This window comes from Reichenbachiella ulvae, from assembly GCF_025833875.1.
Taxonomy (GTDB): domain Bacteria; phylum Bacteroidota; class Bacteroidia; order Cytophagales; family Cyclobacteriaceae; genus Reichenbachiella; species Reichenbachiella ulvae.
The window spans coordinates 487,397-509,825 of record NZ_JAOYOD010000001.1 but is presented as its reverse complement, the minus strand read 5'-3'; the positions used below and the strand labels follow the sequence as shown (position 1 = coordinate 509,825).

At 41.4% G+C, this 22,429-nt stretch carries 19 protein-coding genes; 3 read left to right on the top strand and 16 right to left on the bottom strand.

Features of this window, described 5'->3' with window-relative positions:
* Positions 1–49 precede the first annotated feature (49 nt).
* Positions 50–943: a DMT family transporter gene (locus N7U62_RS01810; protein WP_264136168.1), complete on the bottom strand. Its 894-nt coding sequence runs from the start codon at positions 941–943 to the stop codon at positions 50–52.
* Between the two features lie 209 nt (positions 944–1,152).
* On the opposite strand from N7U62_RS01810, the gene N7U62_RS01805 reads away from it, so the two are divergent.
* Both N7U62_RS01805 and N7U62_RS01800 read left to right on the top strand, forming a co-directional pair.
* A complete protein-coding gene (locus N7U62_RS01805; protein WP_264136167.1) occupies positions 1,153–2,742 on the top strand; it encodes a sensor histidine kinase in 1,590 nt (529 codons plus the stop codon).
* Positions 2,743–2,934: 192 nt separating this feature from the next.
* Complete coding sequence (locus N7U62_RS01800) at positions 2,935–4,068, top strand: carboxypeptidase-like regulatory domain-containing protein (RefSeq protein WP_264136166.1); 1,134 nt, start codon at positions 2,935–2,937, stop codon at positions 4,066–4,068.
* A 51-nt stretch (positions 4,069–4,119) separates the two neighbouring features.
* Here N7U62_RS01800 and dnaN read toward each other — a convergent pair whose 3' ends face one another.
* The 6 genes from dnaN to N7U62_RS01770 all read right to left on the bottom strand — a co-directional run bounded on the left by dnaN (position 4,120) and on the right by N7U62_RS01770 (position 10,546).
* Positions 4,120–5,247: a DNA polymerase III subunit beta gene (dnaN, locus tag N7U62_RS01795; RefSeq protein ID WP_264136165.1), complete on the bottom strand. Its 1,128-nt coding sequence runs from the start codon at positions 5,245–5,247 to the stop codon at positions 4,120–4,122.
* Between the two features lie 117 nt (positions 5,248–5,364).
* The gene (locus tag N7U62_RS01790; RefSeq protein WP_264136164.1) at positions 5,365–6,315 is read right to left on the bottom strand and encodes a DUF4340 domain-containing protein; all 951 of its coding nucleotides are present in this window, start codon (positions 6,313–6,315) and stop codon (positions 5,365–5,367) included.
* Positions 6,312–7,988, bottom strand: coding sequence for a gliding motility-associated ABC transporter substrate-binding protein GldG (gldG, locus tag N7U62_RS01785; RefSeq protein ID WP_264136163.1), 1,677 nt, complete (start codon positions 7,986–7,988; stop codon positions 6,312–6,314). Before gldG ends, N7U62_RS01790 begins: the two co-directional genes overlap by 4 nt.
* Positions 7,988–8,716: a gliding motility-associated ABC transporter permease subunit GldF gene (gldF, locus tag N7U62_RS01780; RefSeq protein WP_264136162.1), complete on the bottom strand. Its 729-nt coding sequence runs from the start codon at positions 8,714–8,716 to the stop codon at positions 7,988–7,990. Before gldF ends, gldG begins: the two co-directional genes overlap by 1 nt.
* Complete coding sequence (gene gldA, locus N7U62_RS01775) at positions 8,716–9,633, bottom strand: gliding motility-associated ABC transporter ATP-binding subunit GldA (protein WP_264136161.1); 918 nt, start codon at positions 9,631–9,633, stop codon at positions 8,716–8,718. The genes gldF and gldA overlap by 1 nt, the downstream gene beginning before the upstream one ends.
* Positions 9,634–9,727: 94 nt before the next feature.
* A complete protein-coding gene (locus tag N7U62_RS01770) occupies positions 9,728–10,546 on the bottom strand; it encodes a purine-nucleoside phosphorylase (RefSeq protein ID WP_264136160.1) in 819 nt (272 codons plus the stop codon).
* Between the two features lie 625 nt (positions 10,547–11,171).
* On the opposite strand from N7U62_RS01770, the gene N7U62_RS01765 reads away from it, so the two are divergent.
* Positions 11,172–14,114 carry a ligand-binding sensor domain-containing protein gene (locus N7U62_RS01765; protein ID WP_264136159.1) on the top strand — a complete coding sequence of 981 codons (2,943 nt, stop codon included), beginning with the start codon at positions 11,172–11,174 and terminating at the stop codon, positions 14,112–14,114.
* A 260-nt stretch (positions 14,115–14,374) separates the two neighbouring features.
* Here N7U62_RS01765 and N7U62_RS01760 read toward each other — a convergent pair whose 3' ends face one another.
* The 9 genes from N7U62_RS01760 to N7U62_RS01720 all read right to left on the bottom strand — a co-directional run bounded on the left by N7U62_RS01760 (position 14,375) and on the right by N7U62_RS01720 (position 22,429).
* On the bottom strand, positions 14,375–15,937 hold the full coding sequence (locus N7U62_RS01760; RefSeq protein WP_264136158.1) for a carboxylesterase/lipase family protein: 1,563 nt from the start codon (positions 15,935–15,937) through the stop codon (positions 14,375–14,377).
* Between the two features lie 61 nt (positions 15,938–15,998).
* The gene (locus N7U62_RS01755; protein ID WP_264136157.1) at positions 15,999–17,330 is read right to left on the bottom strand and encodes a DUF3237 family protein; all 1,332 of its coding nucleotides are present in this window, start codon (positions 17,328–17,330) and stop codon (positions 15,999–16,001) included.
* Between the two features lie 355 nt (positions 17,331–17,685).
* On the bottom strand, positions 17,686–18,033 hold the full coding sequence (locus N7U62_RS01750; RefSeq protein ID WP_264136156.1) for a DUF3024 domain-containing protein: 348 nt from the start codon (positions 18,031–18,033) through the stop codon (positions 17,686–17,688).
* Between the two features lie 464 nt (positions 18,034–18,497).
* Positions 18,498–19,547 carry a restriction endonuclease gene (locus tag N7U62_RS01745; protein WP_264136155.1) on the bottom strand — a complete coding sequence of 350 codons (1,050 nt, stop codon included), beginning with the start codon at positions 19,545–19,547 and terminating at the stop codon, positions 18,498–18,500.
* Between the two features lie 211 nt (positions 19,548–19,758).
* Positions 19,759–20,355, bottom strand: a complete 597-nt coding sequence (locus N7U62_RS01740) for a hypothetical protein (protein WP_264136154.1) — start codon at positions 20,353–20,355, stop codon at positions 19,759–19,761.
* A 67-nt stretch (positions 20,356–20,422) separates the two neighbouring features.
* Positions 20,423–20,599 carry a hypothetical protein gene (locus N7U62_RS01735; RefSeq protein ID WP_264136153.1) on the bottom strand — a complete coding sequence of 59 codons (177 nt, stop codon included), beginning with the start codon at positions 20,597–20,599 and terminating at the stop codon, positions 20,423–20,425.
* Positions 20,600–20,602: 3 nt separating this feature from the next.
* On the bottom strand, positions 20,603–21,208 hold the full coding sequence (locus N7U62_RS01730) for a hypothetical protein (protein ID WP_264136152.1): 606 nt from the start codon (positions 21,206–21,208) through the stop codon (positions 20,603–20,605).
* 234 nt (positions 21,209–21,442) lie between these two features.
* Positions 21,443–22,087, bottom strand: coding sequence for a hypothetical protein (locus tag N7U62_RS01725; RefSeq protein ID WP_264136151.1), 645 nt, complete (start codon positions 22,085–22,087; stop codon positions 21,443–21,445).
* A 63-nt stretch (positions 22,088–22,150) separates the two neighbouring features.
* Entirely contained in the window at positions 22,151–22,429 is a 279-nt protein-coding gene (locus N7U62_RS01720; RefSeq protein WP_264136150.1) for a hypothetical protein, read from the bottom strand.

Below are 22,429 nucleotides of genomic sequence, written 5' to 3'. Positions count from 1 at the left end.
ACAAACAGTTTTACAATTGAATACTAATCATTATTAAAACTGATTTTCATCAGCTTTTCTGTTTTTTGCGAGTCACATAATAAACCCCTACAATCACAACTATAGCCCCAACTATCTGAATCACTGTCAATTGCTCCCCTAAAAATACCCAAGCCAAAATAATAGTAGAAACAGGCCCCATACTCGCCATGACTGAAAAATCGGAGGCTCCTAATAACTTGATGGCATAGGAAATTAAATATGAGGGGATAATTGTAGATAAAGTAGCCATCGCAATACTCAAACCATAAACTTCTGCCGGATAATTAAACAAGTCAAAATCCCCTACCATACAGTAGTGCAGAATCACGCAAATACAAGAAACAATCATCGCCAGTGAAGTAAACAAGGTAGATCCCAATTGTGGAATCAACCAATCGCTACCCACCAGATATGAAGCATAGGTGAGTGCACTGAGTAAAATCAGTCCAACACCTAGCATACTTTCCGTAGAAGAAAAATCCGGTTCTTGATAATACATGACCAAAACACCCAAATAGGTAATCGCAATGGCAATCACCTGACGAGATTCTATTTTCTTTTTTAGAAAGAGAAAGGAAAGGATAAGAACAATCGTAGGATAGATAAAAAGTATGATTCGCTCTAGACTGGCCTTGATAAATTTCAATCCCAGAAAATCGAAGTAACTGGCCAAATAGTATCCAAGAAAACCAAAAAGCAACAATGCCCATAAATTTTTCGGATTGAGACGGGTTTTAAGCTTTGAAAAATTGAGACTTGTTATCAATAAATAAACGGGCAAGGCGAAGAGCATGCGAAGAAGCAATAATGACACTGCTTCTACACCATTTACATATGCGAGTTTTACCATCACAGCTTTTGCCGAAAACATCACAACTCCTAGAAATGCCAGAGCAAAACCCAACTGCCTTTTGTTATTCATCTTAAAAACTCTTTATAAAAGCACGAAATAAGGCATTTTAAGGGGATTTATTATGTTGATATCAAGAATATCTGAACCTGCTACCGTCCATCAAAACTAAGTTGTTTGACAACATAAAATAACATACATTTGGCCTGAGAAAAATTAGTAAAACCGACCCATTTACTACCACCAAACCTAGATTTAACAATGACACTGACGCAGCATTTATGGATTTGTATGGGATTGTTGGGTCTCTGCTAAGCTTAGGGCTTATCAGCGGCGGTACAGCTATCATTTTTCAAAAGTCAAAAAGTTACCTCAAAAAAAACCAGTTAATTTCGGAGGAAAAATCTGAAGAAAACCAGGATTATGAGCGCTTAAAGCTTCTTTTCAACAGAACGCAGAAGGAGGCCAAATTGGGTATTTGGGATTGGGATCTCAATACCAATAAGCTGACCTGGTCTGATGAGGTATACAACATTTTTGACCAGCCCAAATTCGTAAAACCAAGCATTGAAATTATTAGAGCAATCATATTTCCAGAAGAACTAGAGGAGTATGACAATGCAATCAAAGAAGTCATAGATGGCGGATATCCCCGTCGCTTGCAGTACAGGATAGAAACACGCAATCATTTCATCAAACACATCTCTGAGAAAAGAGAGGTGATAAAAGATAACACAGGACGAGCCGTCAGGGTATTGGGAACTATTCAGGACATCTCCAAACAAACCCAAACCACCAAATATCTTTTCCGAACTAAAAACAACTATCGACTATTAACACAAACCCTTCCTGTGGGGATCTATAGATCTAATAAAAAAGGGCAAGTGCTATTCGTCAACCAAACCATGGTAGAGATGTTTGGCTACAACAGCGAAGAGGAAATGATGCATCGCAGCTGCCTGGAATTCTATGCAGAAGAGAACACCAGAGAAGGACTGATTGCCGATCTGGAAATCGACGGTATGCTTCTGGATCATAAAATCATGTTCCGAAGAAAGGACGGGACCATCTTTGTAGGTACTGAGAGCTCTCAGATCGAAGGAGACGAAATCCACGGTGTGATTCAGGATGTCACGGCTAGAAATGCCATAGAAGAAGAGAAAAACGAACTCATCTCCACCCTGCAAAGGCAAAATGAGGACCTGGAACGTTTTGCTCACATCATATCTCACAACTTGAGAATCCCATTGGTCAACCTCATGGGCTTAACTCAAATCATGGATGAATCTAATTTGAGCACAGACAACAAAGAGATATTGGGATTGATGAAGCAATCCACCAACAATCTGGACATGATTATCAAGGATTTGAACAAAACCGTATCTATCCGAGATAAAAAGCATGAGCACTACGAAGTAATTTATCTGACTAACTGTCTCGATAAGTTAAAATCCGATCTGGCAGAAAAGATCAATAAACATGAGGTCACCATCAACTCGAATATCAGCAAGGAGGACAAAATGCTTTCCATCCCTGGATTCATGAACAACATCTTTGCTCAATTGCTGGATAACTCGATCAAATTCAGACATAAGGACAGAAAACCTGTCATAGACATCAGCTATCGTTCGACCGAAAAAAGCCACGACTTCCTGATAGAAGACAATGGGATTGGTATTGACATGAAGAACAATCGTGAGAGATTATTCAAGCTCTATGAAAAATTCTATCCTGAATATGAAGGTCGAGGAGTGGGGCTATATATGGCCTATAATCAAATCAATGCGCTCAAAGGAAACATTAATATCGAGAGCGAGCCAGGCAAAGGCACCTTGATCAACATCTCTATTCCTAAGGAAAATCACAGCTAATTCAATAGTACTTTTCTAAGATTTACTTTTCAAAATCGCCGAACAAGCACAGCTTTTCGATGAACCCCCTACTTTTTATCGACCAATTCTACCCTTGCTTGATCAGTATTTAAAGGTCAAGCACCTATCATTGCATTCTATTCAATCAGCAACCATCAGGTATTTACCCGCATTAGACGTTACAGTTTAAATATGAATACCAAGAAAAATACAAACCCAAAATGGTTTCTGATGATAGTCAGTATGCTAGTGAGCGCAGTTCTTTCTGCACAGCCACTGGAAATACGCGGAACTATCCTTGATGCCGTCACTCAAGAACCTCTCCCCTATGCCAACATTGTATGTGGGCAAGAGGGAACCTCGAGCAATCAAGATGGCAAATTCATCCTTCACCTTTCCAAGGCAAACACCAACGACCGAGTTAGCATTAGATACATCGGGTACCAAAGCATAGAACCTACAGTCGCAGAATTGATTGAAAATAGTAACATTCAATTGGTGAGCCATTCAGAAGTACTAGAAGGTGTTACCGTTTATTCTGGAGAAAACATCATTGAAGACTTGATTAACCACTACCAAATCAACTATGAATTCAATGACCTTTTACTAAAGGCCTATTACAAAGAAAGCATTCAGAACACTTCCTCCTATCTATACATTGGCGAAGGCCTATTTGACATCTATCTCCCCACTATCTACAGTGAAGACGAAACGACTGTTAGCAGCATCAAGACCAGAAAAAAGGAGTTTAACGGAATAGATTCCGTTCAGATCCCACATGTCACTGGGCATGTCAGTGATATGGTAAATGCAGCAACCAGACGCAAATCGAGTTTTCTCACTATGGAAGGTCACAAGCACTACACATTCACGAAGGAGGAGTATAGCTTTTATGATGGAAGGGAAATATTCAAACTGCATTTTGAGCCAAAAGACAAACACGGAAACTCCAGTGGGACCCTATATGTAGATGCAGAAAGCAAGGCCATCATCAAAGCAGATTACTACCCATTGATCGAAAACCAATACTTCTGGAGCTTCGCTCATTGGACGGAAGAATTTAAAGAGATAGAGGGCACCTGGTACATTCATCGTGTATCCTATGAAGGTGAATGGATAGACCAAAACAAAGTCTTCACCTACCATGCAGACATGGTCATCACTGATTCTAAAGTGACCAAAAGCACTCCACAGCTTAGTCATGAAATTTCCGACACGGCATCCTTCTTCGATGAAGCTTCAGATTTCGGTTCAGGCTTTTGGGAGGAGCAAAACCACATGCTACTTACTGAAGAGGAGCAATTGGCACTAGCAAGCAGACAATAAAAAAAGCGAACCATTTCTGATTCGCTTTGTCATATCTTTAAAAAGACTGTCTTATGCAGAATAGTTGCTCAGCATTACTGGCATCACCAACATTAACAAATCTTCATTCTCATCATGATCTACTGGGAATATCAATCCCGCTTTATTAGGCTCTGAGAACTTCATAGTTACCTGAGTAGAATCTATGTTAGCCAACATCTCGATCAGGAACTTACCGTTAAAACCAATTTCGATATCTCCCCCATCGTGCTCACAAGACAATCTCTCGTTCGCCTCGTTAGAAAAGTCTAAGTCTTCAGAAGAAATTACCAACTCGCTACCCGCTATTTTCAACCTTACCTGATGGGTAGTCTTGTTAGCGTAGATGGCGATACGCTTAAGCGACCCCAAAAGCTCCAGGCGATCGATGGTCATCTCATTGTCGTTATTGGTTGGGATTACGTTTTCGTAATCCGGGAATCTCTCGTCGATCAATCTACATACCATGTGGATACCATCGAACTTAAAGAAAGCGTTCGCTACGTTATACTCCACGTTTACATTGGTATTGCCAGATGGCAAAGTTGATTTTAAAAGTGTCAAAGCCTTGCGAGGGATAATCATACTAGCACCGGCCTCAGAAGCAATATCTACTCTCCTGTAGCGAATCAAACGATGTCCATCTGTAGCCACAAAAGTCGTATTGGTATCAGCCAGATTCAAATAAACACCTGTCATGGCTGGTCTCAACTCATCGTTGCTAGTAGCAAGGATGGTATTGTTGATCGCATTGCCCAATACATCAGAAGAGATATTCACTGAACTACCATCAGATACAGTCGGTACTTTAGGAAAGTCCGTTGCATTTTCACCCGATAGTTTGTATCGTCCATTGTCCGAGTTGATTTCTATGCTATATGAATTCTCATCGATGCTAAAAGTAACTGGCTGCTCTGGCAGGTTTCTCAGCGTCTCTAACAAGATCTTAGAAGGAACTGCAATGCTTCCATTTTCTTTTGCCTCCACCTCTAGCTCGGTAATCATTGAAGTCTGCAAATCGGAAGCAGTAACTGTAAGTTTACCATCCGAGATTTCGAAAAGAAAATTTTCAAGAATAGGAACGACCGGGTTAGTGGTAATCACACCATTGATAGCCGCAAGCTGCTTCAACAAGTATGAGGATGAAACGATGAATTTCATTTGCTATAGGTATTTTTTATGTTCTGGTAAATTGAAAAATACTCGGAAAGACACTTCCTCGAATTTGAGCCAAAGTTAATGATAAAATCCAAATAAAAAATTCTTAAAAAGAGGCAATCAATCTTCCTCCTTAGAATCATCCAGTTTAAAATCATCTTCTCTTTTCAGAAGCATTTCTGTACGTCGCTCATCGACCACCATCATCTCCTGTTTCCCATCTGAAAGCAGATAAAATTGTTCCCCGGGAATCTTGGCGTAAATCTCCAATGCCCTGTTTTTTGAAGCATCGATATCTGTCAAATTCAATTTAGCAATCGGCTCTGTTTGGAGTAAGCTATCATAACTCGGAAACATCCCTGGACTCAAATAATCATTCAATAAGAATCCTTCGAACCCATTGAGATAATCCATCAGCACTGCCGTATCTATCCTCTGCAATTGATTGACTGCAAAGAAACGGTCCTCAAACTCCAAAACCAGCTGACTACCATCTGCATAGTCTATCGTCAGGTTTTGGATGCTCCGATAGTTGGAATCAAACAACTCACGATCGCGCCACTGATTAGGAGTCAATTCGAAGATTCCACTCAGATAGTGGTTGTAACCTGGAATGTTGACTAGATAGATATTTTCTAAATCTGCATCAGCAAAATAGGCTTGTGTCTTGTTGACATTCCCTCCGGCGAAAAACGTTTTCTCCTCTCCATTCAATTCGAGCGTTACCTGCTGCCCCGTATTTCTCAACAATTCTCTAATCTCCTCCACATTGAGTTGACTTATCGGTCTTTGGACATTGACCTGACTGAGGATCGACTTCATCACTCTCATGACAGATGGATCTACAGCTAAGGAATCATTCAACACCCAACTTCCCTCCTGCTTTTCGACTTTGAGATCAAAGGCTTTACTATTGATCGTGACGGACTGAATCGCTGCAGTATCCTCCACCAGAAACCGCGTTCGGTCAATGTTATCACTTCCTCCTCCTTTTCCATCAAAGACAAAAAGAGCCACAGAAACCAATACCAGTGCTATGAGCACGCCGCTTAATTGTTGAACCTTTGTCATTTGAAACTCGCGTATTTCTTTTTCCTCAAATAAACTCTCAACACTCCGTAAGCAATCAGGAGCACAATAGGTACGATTAAATTAAAGAGCTGCCACCACAGCTTTTCATCTGCAATCTGAACCTTATCCAGGGGTCGGATTTTAATCTCTTTGGTTTTAGAAGTAATGATCCCCTCTTCGTTCAGCATGTAATCCAGTGCATTGAGTACAAAGTCCGCATTGGCAAATTTCTGTCGATTGTAAGGGTTCAAGCCCAACTCTAAGGGTTCACCAGTCTGTAGGTCAAAATCATTTCGGATCATATCACCATCCGCACAAATCAAAATCGCACTGGGCTCACCATCTGCAATGAACCCTGATGGGTCTACCCCGTCAGGTACAAGACGGTTCTTAAATACCGAGGTAAAATTACCCTTTAGCAAATAAGACACTACCTGAGAGCCAGCCGTGAAACGATTGGGGTCCAGATTTTTCTGCAATTCGTTGAATGCCACCTTAACAGGTGTGGCCGATATCATCGAGTACTGAGAGGTCATCAACAGAGGTGTTTTAGCCACCCCTTCCGCTTTCACCGTGTCGATGGTGGATACAAATCTCATCTGCACGACATCCAGATTTTTCGTGATGGGGTGATCACCAAAGGTGTTGACATTCGGAAAGAAAGGCCAGGGCAGCATGCGAATCTGCGGCTGATCACCAGTCATACCTGCCACGATCGGAAACTCTCCACTAAAAACATCTTGCACAAAGTTGCGATTGATTCGAACACCATACTTGAAGAGCATATTATCCAAATTCAGCTCGTACGGAAAGGCATAGGTTCCCTCTCCCGAAGCACTATCCATGTTTACCCTCAATGCATCGATGAAAAACAAAGCCTTGCCTCCCTTCATGATGTATTGATCCAGCATGTATTTTTCTTTTTCGCTAAAAGCGGTGGTGGGCTTAGGCAATATGACCGCATCGTAAAGCGATAGGTCACTGGTTCGGTTCGGTAGATCGACTTCAAAGACATTGTACTTTTCAGCCAATGCGCCTGTCAATCCTGCAAGATTCAACGAATCCGGTTCATTGTGCCCCATGATCAGCCCCACGTTCTTTTTCACATCCGTGGATAGGTTTCTTATCGCGCTGACCAACTCATATTCGATCCCTTCTATAGATTGATTAAGTTGCTCTTCAGCGGTGGCTCCTTTGTTTCCTTTGAGGAGCAAAACAGGCTTTTCTTTCCCATAGTAGCTCACAATTGCCCCTGGAAAAATCAACTTCTCTGTCTTGTTTCCATTGCGGGTATAGTTCAGATTGGTTGGCTGTAGCCCTCGCTGCATCAGCGATCTGAAATATTCATTTCTCGCCTTGGTGTTCTTGGCAATGGATGGATCCTTGAATGTAAAGATGACCTTATCGCCCGAATAATATTCCAACTGATCCAAAGTTTCCGCAATGGCCTTTTGCAGGCGTTTGAACCCCGCTGGCATCTCTCCTTCCAAAAACACCTCAACATAGACCGGCTCATTCAAGCTTTCTAACACCTCTTTGCTGGCATCAGAAATCGAATACCTTTTTTCTTCTGTAAGATCAATGCGGATAGGGAAACGATCGATCAACTGATTGACGATGATCACCACCATCAATCCGATCAAAAACTGAAGTATATGAATGCGTTTGTTCATCACCATTTCCTCCCGTTTAAGACCAATTGTGTCAACAACAACATCACTGCTATCACACTCAGAAAATAGACCACATCACTCATATCGATGAGTCCACGACTCAAGGCCCCATAGTGAAAAATCATACTCAGCTCCTGTAAAATCAATGCACTGCTGCCCCAGATATCAATGGCCGCCAAAGAATCCAAGCCTGAATAAAGCACAAAACACAAGAAAACGGCAAGCACAAAGGCCACCACTTGATTTTCGGTAATGGCCGAAGCAAACACCCCAATACTGACAAAAACGCCCCCTAATAATAGCAACCCGATATAAGAACCGACCGTACCTGAAATATCCAAATTACCCACTGGATTACCCAGCTGATAAACAGAATAGAAATAAAGCAAGGTCGGCAGTATAGACAACAATACCAGTACAAATCCTGCGAGGTATTTACCCAGAATGATGGAAGCCCCCGTCATCGGACGTGTGAATAGCAATTCATTTGTTCCTGTTCTTTTCTCCTCTGCGAAAAAACGCATGGTGATGGCTGGAATTAAAAACATAAATACATAAGGCCCGAGATTGAACAAGGTGCCCATATCTGCATAGCCATATTCTAAAATGCTGCTTTCAGGGAATACCCACATCAGTAGACCGATGGTAGTCAAAAAGACCGCAATAACGATATACGCGATGAGGCTATTGAGAAAGCTGTTGATTTCTTTGATGAATACTGCGTACATTATTTCTCACGAGTTAATTCATGGAAAATTTCTTCCAGAGAGTCGCTCTCTTCCTGCAATCCGACCAGCGGCAGTTTGTGTGCAGCTGCCAACCCGAAAATTTGCGTGCGCACCTCCTCGTCATTTTTGGCTTTGACCTGATAGATGCCTGCTTCCAGATGACTAACCGCCTCTACTGCCTCCAATTCCTGCAACAGGGTGATATCAACCGCCTCTTTAAACTCGACTTTGAGCACTGGTTCGCTTTTAAAACCTTTGGAGAAATCAGCAATGGACTGATCCGCCACGATTTTGCCTTTGTTGATAAGCACCACCCGATCGCAAAGCGCCTGCACCTCTTGCATGATGTGTGAGGAAAATATCACCGTCTTGTCTTTGGATACTTCCTTGATCAGCTTTCTGATTTCCAATATTTGATTGGGGTCCAGTCCGGTAGTAGGCTCATCCAGGATCAGCACCTCTGGCTCGTGTAGAAGTGCTTGTGCCAAACCCACACGCTGACGATAGCCTTTGGACAGTTGACCCAACTGCTTATTTTGTTCGAGTGTCAAACCACACTGTGAGATAACTTCTTTGATTCTGGCTTTCGCTTTACTGCTTTTCAGTCCATAAGTTCTCGCTGAGAAAGCCAAAAACTCATGCACATACATATCCAGATATAGCGGATTATGTTCTGGTAAATAACCAATCACCTTTTGGGCGGATAGGGTATCGCTGGCAATATCCAACCCAGCAATGGCAACATTGCCTTCATCAGCTGTGAGATAGCCGGTGGCAATCTTCATGGTGGTGGACTTCCCTGCTCCATTAGGCCCAAGAAAACCCAGAATCTGGCCTTTGTTAGCGGTGAATGAAATACCATCCACAGCCCTTTGCTGGCCATATATTTTAGTAAGATTTTCTACTACGATCGACACCTGTTTCTAAAATCGTTTGTTGGGTGAATGCAAAACTATCATTGAAATTGAAAATTAATAGAAAGTGGCCGGGAATTAACAAAAGATAACAAAGTCAGTCCCGCTGTATCATCTCCCTGATGATCTTTGTCAATGCAGGCTCCGCCTCAGCCGCAGCTGCGAGGATATCCTCGATCTTCACTTTCTCGATATGACCGGGATAGCACAGATCTGTCATCACAGAGATCGCAAACACAGGCAACCCCATCTGTCTTGCAACTATATTTTCCGGCACAGTAGACATACCTACTGCATCTGCACCTAGGATGCGCAGCATTTTATATTCCGCTCGAGTCTCCAGATTGGGCCCATTGACCCCTACATAAACACCTTTATGCACACGAGTTCCAGATTCCTTGGCCAGTGCCAAAGCTCTATCGATCAAACCTTGATCGTAAGGTTCACTCATATCCGGGAACCGGTCTCCCATCTGATCCAGATTCTTTCCTACCAGTGGGTTTTCCGTTTGTAGATTGATATGATCGTCGATGATCATCAGGTCACTCTTCTGAAAGTCAGGGTTCAATGCACCAGCAGCATTGGAAATGAGAAGTTTTTTGATCCCCAGCATTTTCATCACACGAACGGGAAAAGTCACCTGCTTCATATTATAGCCTTCATAGTAATGAAAGCGCCCCTTCATCACTACAACTTCTTTGCCTCCCAGCTTACCAAAAATCAACTTACCTGTATGAAACTCCACAGTAGAAAGGGGAAAATGAGGAATGTCCTCATAGTTTATTTCCAGTGTAATATCAATATCATTGACTAAAGCTCCCAGCCCGGTACCTAGTATAATACCGTACTGTGGATGGGTTTGGATTCTTTCGAGAATGTAGTCAGTGGTTTCTTTGATTTTCTTGTATTCGTCCATAAAGAGGAAGCGCTGAATTGATATGCTTATAAAAAAAGAAAAGAGACTTCTTCTAAGTCTCTTTTCATCAGCTAATATAGGGAGGAAATCAAATACTTTTCTAAAAAAACAGAGCCCGATTGTTTTACGCTCGATCCCACACGAGCAGCGTATCTAAACCAAAACTTACTCTATTAAAAACTCAACTATCATTTCCGGGCTCTGTTACCATGTTTATTCTAACTAATTATCTGAACGTAAGATAGTTTATTTTTGTTTAATTTTTATTCATTTTTTTTAAACATTTATTTTTTACGATCCCCTTATAAAAGTCAATCAGATTTCACACCCTGCATTTACCTCGTAAAACATTGCTTAAAAGCAGTTTTTCACCTGCTATTATTTGATCTAATAGATAGATTAGATATCTTACTCCGGCAGCATGAGTATTGAGATTAATTATTTCCAAAGGATTGCCTTTCATCAGCTAGGGGCAAACTGGTCTATGTACATTTCATGTTTTTGCAATCCAAACCTGATCTCCTAATTAAATAGTGGAAATACTAAGTAAACCTTAGGTTTATTGGCCCACTTATATTGTTAGAGATTGGATTTGGTCATTTGATTGGAAAGACAAATTAATTGCATGAGACAAACACTTCTAAGAAGGCCTATAGCCCTATGTGTTTTTACTTTGTACCTTTTATTAAGGTCATGGCCAACCTATGCCAACAAACCAGATTTAAAATTTCAAGCCATCAAAGAGGGCCTTGTAAACCTGCAGGTATCTAGCATCATTCAAGACCAATTAGGATTTATCTGGATTGGTACCATCGGTGGACTTCAAAAATATGATGGTGTCAATTTTGTTAATTACCCTCACTCCAGTGACATCAACAGTCCCAATAGCAATCACATCAGATCCCTTTATGAGGATTCTCATGGACGCATTTGGGTAGGGACTACTGAAGGAATTTGCCGATTTGATAGAAGTAAAGATCATTTTATTAGATATGAACAAATAGATCCCAATTCGAAAACCAACAGCTCTCCGTTGAAATGGGTCAGGGCTATCAAAGAAGACTTCTCTGGAAAATTATGGATTGCCAGCGAAGATTTTGGAGTGTTATCACTCAATGAAACGACCGGTTTGTTTGAACCCTATCCAGTAGGCAACCAGGAGAATCAACTCAATAGTCATAGAGTATCTGATATAGTCTTTGATGATGCGGGCAATCTTTGGGTCGGCACATTTGACAAGGGCCTAAATGTAATACTGACATCAGGGAAAGTTCTAAAAATGTCAGATTTAGGAATGATCAAAGGCTCCAATAGGTGGGCAGTGGTATGGACATTAGAGAAAGATTATGATGGTAAAATATGGATTGGCACCAAAGGCAATGGACTTTTTTTAGCAGAAATAACAGATGAACAAACCCTTTCAACCCAACAATACCTCCATGATGCCAATGACCCCAATAGTCTGGGAAACAATGAAATCTTTGATATTTTCCTCGATAGTAAAAAACGATTATGGGTGGGCAATGAAAATGGAGGGCTTCATATTTTCAATCGAAAGGAGGGCAACTTCTACTACTACACTAACGATCCCAGGCAAGCCAATAGTTTATCTCACAATTCCATTTGGTGTATAAATGAAGATCGTCAAGAAAGAATCTGGATCGGCACAGCACTACAGGGCATCAATTACTACGATAAATATCACGCCAAATTCGCTCATTACTTCAATCGACCGGGCGATTACAACAGTTTAAGCAGCAATATCGCTCGATCATTTTCAGAAGATGACTCTGGCAACATCTGGATAGCCACTGACGGTGGAGGACTCAATTATTTTAATAGAAGTGAACAATCCTTTAAAAGCTATACACACTCAAGGGATCCTAATAGTCCAAGTTCTGACGCGATGCTAAGCTTATGCGAAAATGAGGCGGGTCAGCTCATGATAGGGACTTGGGGAGGTGGAATCTGTGTTTTAAAAGACAGAGACAAAATGATCTTCGAACCGCTCCATTTAGAAAACTACCCAGATTCTCTTAGCTCAAATCACTTTTGCCTGATCAAAGACCATGAAGGCAATATATGGACGGCCAATTACGGAGTAGGGTTGAGTAAATACAATGTCAAGGATAAATCATTCAAAACCTATTTTATCAAAGATCAAGATAATGGATCTCCGGCAGTTTTGATCATCTCGGTTTTTGAAGACAGTGATAATAACATTTGGTTAGGCACTGATTCTTTTGGTTTAATTAAGTTCATTCGCCAAGAAGGTGATGAAGGTTACTTTGTACAATACAAAGCACAGGAAAATGACTCCTCTGCCCTACCCAACAACAACGTCAACCAGGTAATAGAAGATCGGAATGGCAATCTCTGGATTGCAACGGACGGAGGGCTCGTCAAGCGAAATAAAACCAAGGACACATTCACCACTTATACCACTCGCGATGGGTTGGGTTCCAATGTCATCGCCTCGATAGTAGAAGACCACAATGGACATCTTTGGCTGGGCACAGCCGATGGACTCACCCGATTTGACCCAATCAGTTTAGAGACTGCTACCTTCAATGTCAATGACGGACTTCAGGGCAAGAAATTCATCCGGTTTTCGGCAAAAAAATTAAGCACTGGTGAATTGATTTTTGGTGGGATGAATGGATTCAATATTTTCCATCCCGATAGCATATTTTACAACCCTCACATCCCCCCTGTTTATTTGACTGATTTTAAGATTTTTAATAAAAAGGTGGAGATCGACTCTGAAAATTCCCCTCTGAAAGAACATATCTCTGTTACTAATCACCTCTCCCTTGATTACAATCAAAATGTGTTTTCATTTGAATACACCTCCCTTAACTACACCCGGTCTGACCAAAATCAATTTGCCTTCAAACTAGAAGGTCTCGAAGAGGATTGGAACTATGTGGGAACTCAAAAAAACGCGGCTTACTCCAATCTCGCTCCAGGAGAATATGTGTTTAGAGTTAAATCTGCCAACAATGATGGAATCTGGAATGAAGAAGGTGTAAAACTTCACATAACTGTACTTCCACCCTGGTGGCTTACCTGGTGGGCCTACACACTTGCAGTGATCTTTACGATCCTTATTGTCTATTTCATTGTAAAATACAGAACCTCGTATTTGCAAGCTCAGCGGACCTACCTGAAAGAAAAAGTAAAACAAGGAACAGAAGAATTAGAAATTAAAAACAAACAAATCTCCCGACAAGCTCAGAAACTTCTTACTTTCAATGAAGCCCTTAAGGACTTGAATCAAGAACTAAAAGATGTAAATGAGCATCTGGAAGAAACCGTTCAAAAACGAACCAACGAACTAATACTGAAAAATAAGAAATTAGCAGAATACGCCTTTATCAATGCTCATAACCTACGCGTACCAGTGGCTAATATCAAAGGCATCATTCAACTCTTTGAGAAAGACAGAACCAAAGAGGAAACCCATGAATTGTTGCTACTAATCCAAAATCAATCTAATGATTTGGATGCAATACTGATGGACATCAATCATAAACTAGAGAAAGATGAAATGCTCATGAGTAGATGATGTCATGAGCAAAAAACAAAGAGGCTGTATCAAAAGCTTCGAAAAAACCATCTTGTCACATTGAACTTGTCGTCCGTCTATCAGACGGTCAGAAAATGCACCATTGGAAGGAAGAATTAATCCCGACCTGGCAACATGACAATGATAGACTTTTGATACAGCCTCCTTTATATTATGACCTTATTGTTATAACCGAAGCATTTGTTCGATAGCTTTTTGCAAGTCTATTAACCACTAAAGAAGCTCAATTAACATTGTCATTAATTAGCCCACTCCTGGCCTTCTTTGGTAAACCTCCATTGAAAATATGAATCCAATACTTTCATCGCATTCTCATCCGGCACATCAGATGCATGAGGCTCTTCATTGAGATACATAAGTTGCTGATTTTCCATGGTAAACTCTGGCCAAGCAGGTAAACCTTCAGCGTTAGGATGACCATACTTTGTAAAGTTGACCCAGTAACTACTCATGGTCTCAGAAAGGGCTACATCAGCCTCGGTGGTTTGAGAATTTTCCTTATCCAACGTCATGAAAACGTAAGGAATCTCACTGCCGTGCGGTGAACCAAATCCATACATAGGAGAACCCTTAGGGTGGTCTGGGTGCTGATCAAAATAATAAAGGAATACGTTTGAATTGCCTGTTTGTGCTTGAAGCCTCGCCCAAGTCCAGGAATGCCAACCAAAAGCAGCAGCACTGGTGAGATCACGAGCTGATTTAGGCACTGAATTCTCTCCTACAGGAAAGACCGAAAGCAAGGTATCTGCAAACTGACCATAGCGTTGTTGAACTCTGGTGATATGCTCTTCAGGGGTCTTAGCAGTTAGGAAAAATGCACACTCGTCGGAATTATAACCAACTAGTACATCGACATCATTGTACTTGCCTTCCTGATACAATTGGTATTGGTCACCGGGTATCACATATCCATCTACGTTAGGCCATGCGCCGCCCATACCTGGTTTAATAGGCAGCTCTTCCACTTTAAGCTTCCGCAATTCTGCTATGGAAGAAACGTTCGCCTCTTCTAAAAAATCCTTTCCACTTTCCTCAGCCTTTTGTAATGTCTTCATGTTTTCACCTGGATATGTGGTCTCTCTGGTTGGACCGAAAGAACCTCCACTTTGAGAAATGGCACCACGGAACAAGCCTTTGGCCAATGGCGAAGCACACAACATACTGACTGATATCCCTCCGGCAGATTCTCCGAAAATGGTAACCTTCGCAGGATCACCTCCAAAACCGGCAATGTTATCTTGTACCCATTGCAAACCTGCAATCTGGTCAAGCAATCCATAATTACCAGAAACCTTTTCTGGATTTTCGGCACTCAACTCTGGGTGCGCCAGGAAGCCAAGTTTCCCTACTCTGTAGGCAATACTAACCACGATAACCCCTTTTTGAGCTAAATGCTCGCCGGTACATACTGACTCTGCCGCAGATCCATAGCTAAATCCGCCTCCATATATCCAAACTAACACGGGCAGTTTTTCATTGGGCGATTGAGCTGGTGTCCATACATTCAGATACAGACAATCTTCGCTCTTACCTGCAGGTGGTTCGCCATGTTGGTAGGGAGAGGGACCAAACTCCTTCGTCTCTTTTACCCCTTCCCAGGGTTCTACAGGTGCTGGGGCTTTCCAGCGCAAATCACCTACTGGTGGTTTGGCAAAAGGAATTCCTTTAAACACGGTAAGCCCGTTTTCTTTCGACCCCTGAACGGAACCGCCTGTAACCTCTACAGTATCCACAGTTTGCTCCACACAAGAAACCATGAAGCCTAAACATAGTAGGTACACAAAAAATCTCTTCGTCTTCATTTTGTTAATATTTGATAGTTAGTTTTTATCGAAATCGGTTTGAATTGACTGTTCTGTTTATTTAGAGTACTTTCCATACTTGAATGGATATATACCCGTCTTTGCCTTCCGGTTTACAAACATAGATAGCATTATTGAGCCAGGCATATTTTGAATCTATGGGTGCTTCAAATGTAGGTGCGGCTCTAAAATAGAATGCTTCAGAACTTTCCTCTGAGGGTTCATGTATCAATCCTGTGTTACGTACATGAATCAATACCCCGTCATCTGTCTTGATGGTGTAAATAGCATTCACCTCCGTGCGATTAAGGTCTAGGTGTCGATATTGATAATCAGCACCGCCGTTTAATACCACACCTTTCATCTTAGGACCACTAAAGGTACCACCTGTAATCGGAATGATGACCCTGTCTCCATGAGGCGTAGCACCTAATGACATAGGCTCATCAATGGTCACCTGCAATTCGCAAACGAATTCTAATGCAGGTGGGGTAAATTCCAAAGGGGCAGTATTTCCAGTTTCAGTTTCAAAACCCTTTGCTTTCATGGTCCACCCCGGATAATCCGACAAATCATTATTTAAGAAAATATGAGAATTGTCTTTGTTTTTAAACTGCCAATCCAGCCAATCGATCGTCATTTGAGCAAAAGAGCCTCCAAACTCCTCCGAGAAAGTTGCCCCGTGACCAGCGGTAGTATGGTCAGCAAATACGACAGGCACATGACTGATTCGATCGTAATCTAAAACAGCGTTTTCGTAGGCAATGTCAGTCTTCCCTCCGATCATATAGATGATCGGGGCGTGCAACATAGGCAATGATGCTGAACTCGCACCCGCCATGGTCATGTTGCCCATGCCTGCATTCAAAATCAAATAGGTTTTAATCCGTGGATCGTAAGCAATTCGCAGAGTTTGTGCCCCACCACATGAGTGTCCACCTGCCGCTATTTTGTCCAGATCTACTTTGTCGTAATAGTCACTGCTCTGGGTTCTGGCCTGTTTCGCTATCCAGTCCAGCGCTTTCAGCAGTTCATCATCAGGAGTGGACTCATGTACCCGTTCTTCCACAGTCATTTGCAAAGTCCCAATGGCCACTATGATGTAGCCATGAGAGGCGATCTCTGACAATAAACGTTCCTGATGGATCGACGAGTTCATACATCCACCATTCGCCCATACGAGTATGGGTAATTTGCCTTGTTGCTTAGCCGCCTTCTCTATATTTTCAGGTCTATAGACCACAAAATCAGGAAGGGACTGTTCTGTCACAGCAATGGACGGATAATTGCCACTGCCACCTTGATCTATAAGCTTCGTCTTGATTACCTGTGCGTAACCGACTCTCAATGTAAAAAGGAACAGTAAAATAGTTAAATAGTCTTTTCTCATCATCTTCATTTTCAACGAGAAGTGTAGCCATTTACAAAGCAAAAAACAGCAGTATTGTCTCTCCTCAATCAATAATCGGCACAATCTAGTGAAATCTAACCATGCACACAACGAAACACAACCCTGTGCCCTCACATAAAATTAGACCTATGAGGTTTCACCCCTTTTTTCAAAATTCAATATCCCAACAAGTTCAATTGGCCCCTTCTGTTCGTGGAAGGTAGTTCATTTCATTTCGACCAGCGGGAGATATCTATAAGAGAAATTTCACGTGACTGCATAGGCTAATTTGAGACGAGTAACTAGGTAAAGAACACATTGAAATTTCGGTAGTACTAGGAATTGCGACCGAGTCATATCACCCCCAAAAACATCCGAACTCATCTTCATCCACGGCATTGAGAAAGGCGTCTATTGTATCGACTTGTGCCAAGGGTTCGTAACCATGCCATTTCAGATCGCCTCTCATCCAATAGACCTTCCATACTTCTTGTGTTTTCACCCATGTAGCCTTGGCAATAGGTCTTTCTATTTTCTTATCCTTATCCCTCCAGTCTGCTCGTATATCATAAATCAACACGCTTTGATTATCTATGCGATAGCCCACATCCACTTGATTCCTGACAGATTCATCTGGTCTATTCTTTTCTAGAAATACCTCTAATGCCAGTAAAGTTTCTGCTGTCCTTAATACCTCCAGTGCCATAATTCATTGGTTTAATTGGTCAAGGCAAGTTAAAGTTTTCAGCATTATTCAACCAAGTATTTGTTGACGAAAGGTCGACACCCTGCCGTTTTAAGTGTTCCGAAGGGGGCACTTGAAACTAACATATAAAATCAAGTCTTCAGACTTGTAGATCATAAATACCATCTACCCCTGTCATCCGAAAGGCTGGCATTCTGCTACTGCAAATGTTACATAACATATGCCTTCTTGATTTCTTGTTTGATAGCCAGATTTACTCATCATTAGATTGATTGTCAAACTTTTAATTTAGCAATATTAACCGAACAAGTCTGGAGACTTGACATCATCTATACTTTCAAGTCACGCTGCGCTAAGACTTAAAAGAGCGGGTTCTAAAACGGCCAAAAGAAACAATGGGAAGTATTGGGATTAAAATTGTAGCTACTGAGGGTTATTTTTGGAAGTGTTTGTTAGTTGCTTTTTTACCTCATTCCTAAGCTCGAGTCGATAACTCTGTCTTCATATTCAGTTTTGTAGAAATTAAGTCCTCGAACAGCGTTTTCATAATGTTCAAAAGTATATGGGTTTATCAATCTAATTTGAAAGTCAAAATTGCTATTGTGATCCATTAGTAATTCAATAGCCATATTATCCTTAAGTCTTTTGAAGCAGTATATAGCTAATCTGTAGTTATTCCGATCTTTAGAGTTGATTAGCATTTCAGTTGTCATAAAATCATAGTGAACTTCTTCATCAAATTGCTCCACTAATGCTCCTTCATCAGATAATGTGTCTATATCCTTCAGGTTTGCCAAAAGCGAGGCTTGCTCTCGTCCATTTTTCAGAAATTCCTGTTCCAATTCCGTAATTATAGACTCCACTTCAATGCCATGATAGACTCTGTTTTCGAGTTCTTCCATTTTAGAATAATTGCTATAGTAAATCAAGTAGAGGAAAACCTTGTCAGTCATAGTTAAAACTTGCATTTCAAGGTTTTCAAATATGTAAATCCAAGTGCTGAAACTAGGAACCAAATTATGTATTAGCCAATTCTTTTTTATCTCGTTGAGAAGTTCGATACTGTCATTTTTCAAGAAATACTTCTTGATTAAATCATCATGCTGAGAAATCAGTTTCTTAATTTGATGCCCTTCAATTAAATGGATTTTATAAGATTTATCTTTTTCTATCCTTTCAAGCCAAGTACGAGCACTGTTTGTAAGGTGAGATGTTAAAATTAAAACGAGATGATTAGGTTTTTCTGCATCAGCCCAGGCAATCTTAGAGTACAGCTTTTCAGGTGGGACTCCACCAGTAAAATGCTTACACTCAATGAAAAACTTATCTTTATATGCCTCAACTAAATTATTATCTATCGTCCTGTATGCTTCAATATCTCTTCCGTCATCCGCAGCTCCTTTTCGCCATGTGATTCCTGAAAAACCCAATTTCATCAAAAGTTCAAAGCAGATTTCTTCGAACTCACTGTGGTTGATTTTTTGGAACTCTATGGATTCTTCTAGTTTATTCATTCGATCTGCAAGGAATTGCAACTAACCCCTCTATACGCAGTGTCCGTTTTTTGTAAATCTAACGTTTCGTCTTCTAAATAGCCAAAAATTCATTTTGGGCTATTGCTTATTTCTTCTTCATAGGTCAAAACGAAGTTTTGGCGGGGTATCCATGAACCTCTAACCCTTACTCTAGCAAAACTCAAGGATGCTGTCGTATAGCACGTTATAACTATTTCATAATTGTGTATACTTCACCATTACCATATTCGTATCTAGTTAGACCAAATTCCTTTGTCCATATCACGCTGTGTATTTTATCATCAGGAATTGGAGCTCCATTTCTAGAATCATAGTTTGATTTCTTTATTTGCCAGTATTCGGACACGCCAAGGTGACTAAGACTATCATTATGCTTTATACTGGAGATATTCTCTAATTCACCTTCAAAATCTCGATAAGAGACATAGATAAAGCAACCTGAATCGGGATTGCTTCTAAATGATTTTTCCAGTACAAATAAGTCTTGATTTAATTCGTTATTTCCTTCGCGTCCTCCTATCCAGTTATTACTTGGCAAATGTTGAATCCCTGTTCTGAAATCTTTTCTTCTGTAGGCCATTATACCACTTCCACAGTGTTCTGTTGTATCGTAACTTGAGATCAGTAATGTGTCTAGGTCTCCTGTGTTGGATCGGAAAAATATTGTGTCACCTTTATGATACTCAAATAAGAATTCTCGGTATGCTTTAGAAATTGTAAAATCACAATTACCAGAACAACCATATAATATCAAAAGTGCAAAAAAAATTAAAATTAATCTGGTCATTATTAGCTATAACTAACGTCATGGTAGGCTGCGTGCCTAACCACAAAAAGTTTGTAATACCTCGAATCTAGCTGATCCGCTCCACACAGCCAAGGTTTGACTGGTCGTTCAGTCTCATCAGGAATGTATCGGCTACAGAAATGGGATTCCTTGGACTTGCATTGCTTCCAGAGCGGAACAGCGTTCCACTGGTAGAGAAATATCGGACTTCCGGTGCAGAGGTCAAGGCATACTGACCTACCATTTGTTATGAGGATTTTAACAATTCAGCAAGTTCGATTTTTAACTTTTCAAAGTTGTTTTGTCTGTATCTCCATAAGTTTAACCCGTACATATCCTCGGTTAAATCGCTGAAAGTTTCTACCCCAATAATTTTCTCATTACCCAAGATCTTTGGAAATACTAAGGCTGCAATTAATAATGGCAGGCCAAAAATTAAAGGAAGGGCTGCGTTCAGTAAATCAAATCCAAAAAGAAGGAATTCTGGGTTTTTAGAAAAGAACTTATAAAGAAGAAATACTTCAGTAAGCATCATGGCAGTTGTTATGTAGAATTTGATTTTCGACATTTCTCTTTTAGGTAAAGTTAGATCGCTGGCCTTCATAAATTCTCTTTCGTTGAATATAAGCTTGGGGCCTAAGGAGGTTGAATAGTAAATGCTTTTTTCTGGGGATATTTTCATGCCAAGAACATTAAGGTGGTTCTCAAACTTGATGAATATTAGCTTGGTTATCGTTACCCACAGAAGCTTATTGTCTAAAATATGTTCTGTAACTGCTTCTAGGTTATCAAACTTTTTAGACTTTAATTCTGGAATCGCAGTAAAAAGATTGTTCCAATTATAATGATTCATTCAGGTTCAGGCTTTTACATTCCTCATAATAACAATTTCGCAACAGCAATGCTGTTATGCGCACTGCATATTTCCTCCACAAATTACCTCACTTCCACCAAAACAGCAACCCCATCCAAAAGAAAAGCCCCGCGATCCAGTAAACCACAGGGCTTTTGAAAAAGTATCGTCACTTCGACAGAGCAGATAAGGACGCGAGTCCTGAGCTACGACGAAATGACGGGGAACTATCGATCACCGATCCACAATGATGCGGATGCCTTGATACTCTTCGTAGAGTTCGGGCTGGGTGAATTGGGTCAGGTCCATCAGTACATCGAGCTTTTCTTTCAGCAGGTCGTCGGCGGCATCCATGCGAGCCTCTAGCTGATCACCGCTATGGCTCTTGCCCACGATGGCGACTCTTACCTTGTTTTGCTGGGTGGCAAATTGCTCATGGGCAGCCTGCAGGGACGATAGCAATTCTGTGCTGAGACCATAGGGTTCAGCAGCCGCTTGCTCGGCGGTAGCAGTCTCTCGCACCTTGCCAGAGATGGAGAGCAGCAGCTGCTCCGAAGCTCGATCCAGCTGAGTCGGCGTATGGTCGATGGCCGGGATCAGACTCAGTTTGTCGGCAAAGGTCGCATAGGCCTTCAGGATATTGATGACCCGTAGCAAGAGCTGCTCCAGCTGGGTACGGGCATCTGCCTTATCCTGGGTGATCCCTGTCGTAGTAGTGAGCTTGTCCACATCCAGCGCCTCGATCTGCTCTAGTTGCCCACCAAAGGCAGTCAGCGTCTCGCTAAAGTTGGGCAGGACTGACAAAACACTCAACTGACTGAGCAACCAGTCTCGCACCGTTCTGTACATGTTCAATTTGTTTTCATCGCGTTTTCGCATTGTCTATATGTTTAGGTAAAAAAAATATTTACTTGTTTGATTAACCCAAAGCTGAGAAAGGGTCTAGGCCCCATACGCTGGATAGGTCGCCTCTGAGGCGCTGCTGGCCTGTGCTCTCGATTGCCCGGCCGGCTCATTGGCTCGCAGAGCCAGGCCCATTGCTTCCTCCCGCTCACCCGATGTTTGGATGTCCGGTTCCCTTGTATCACTCGCCCATTGAGAGGCTTGACTGACCGGACCCCTTGTATCGACTGCCCTGGTCTTTGTATCGCTTGTCAGGTCTATTGTATCGCCTGCCGACTCCTTTGTACCGATGGCCGATGGTTTTGTAACACCTCCCAT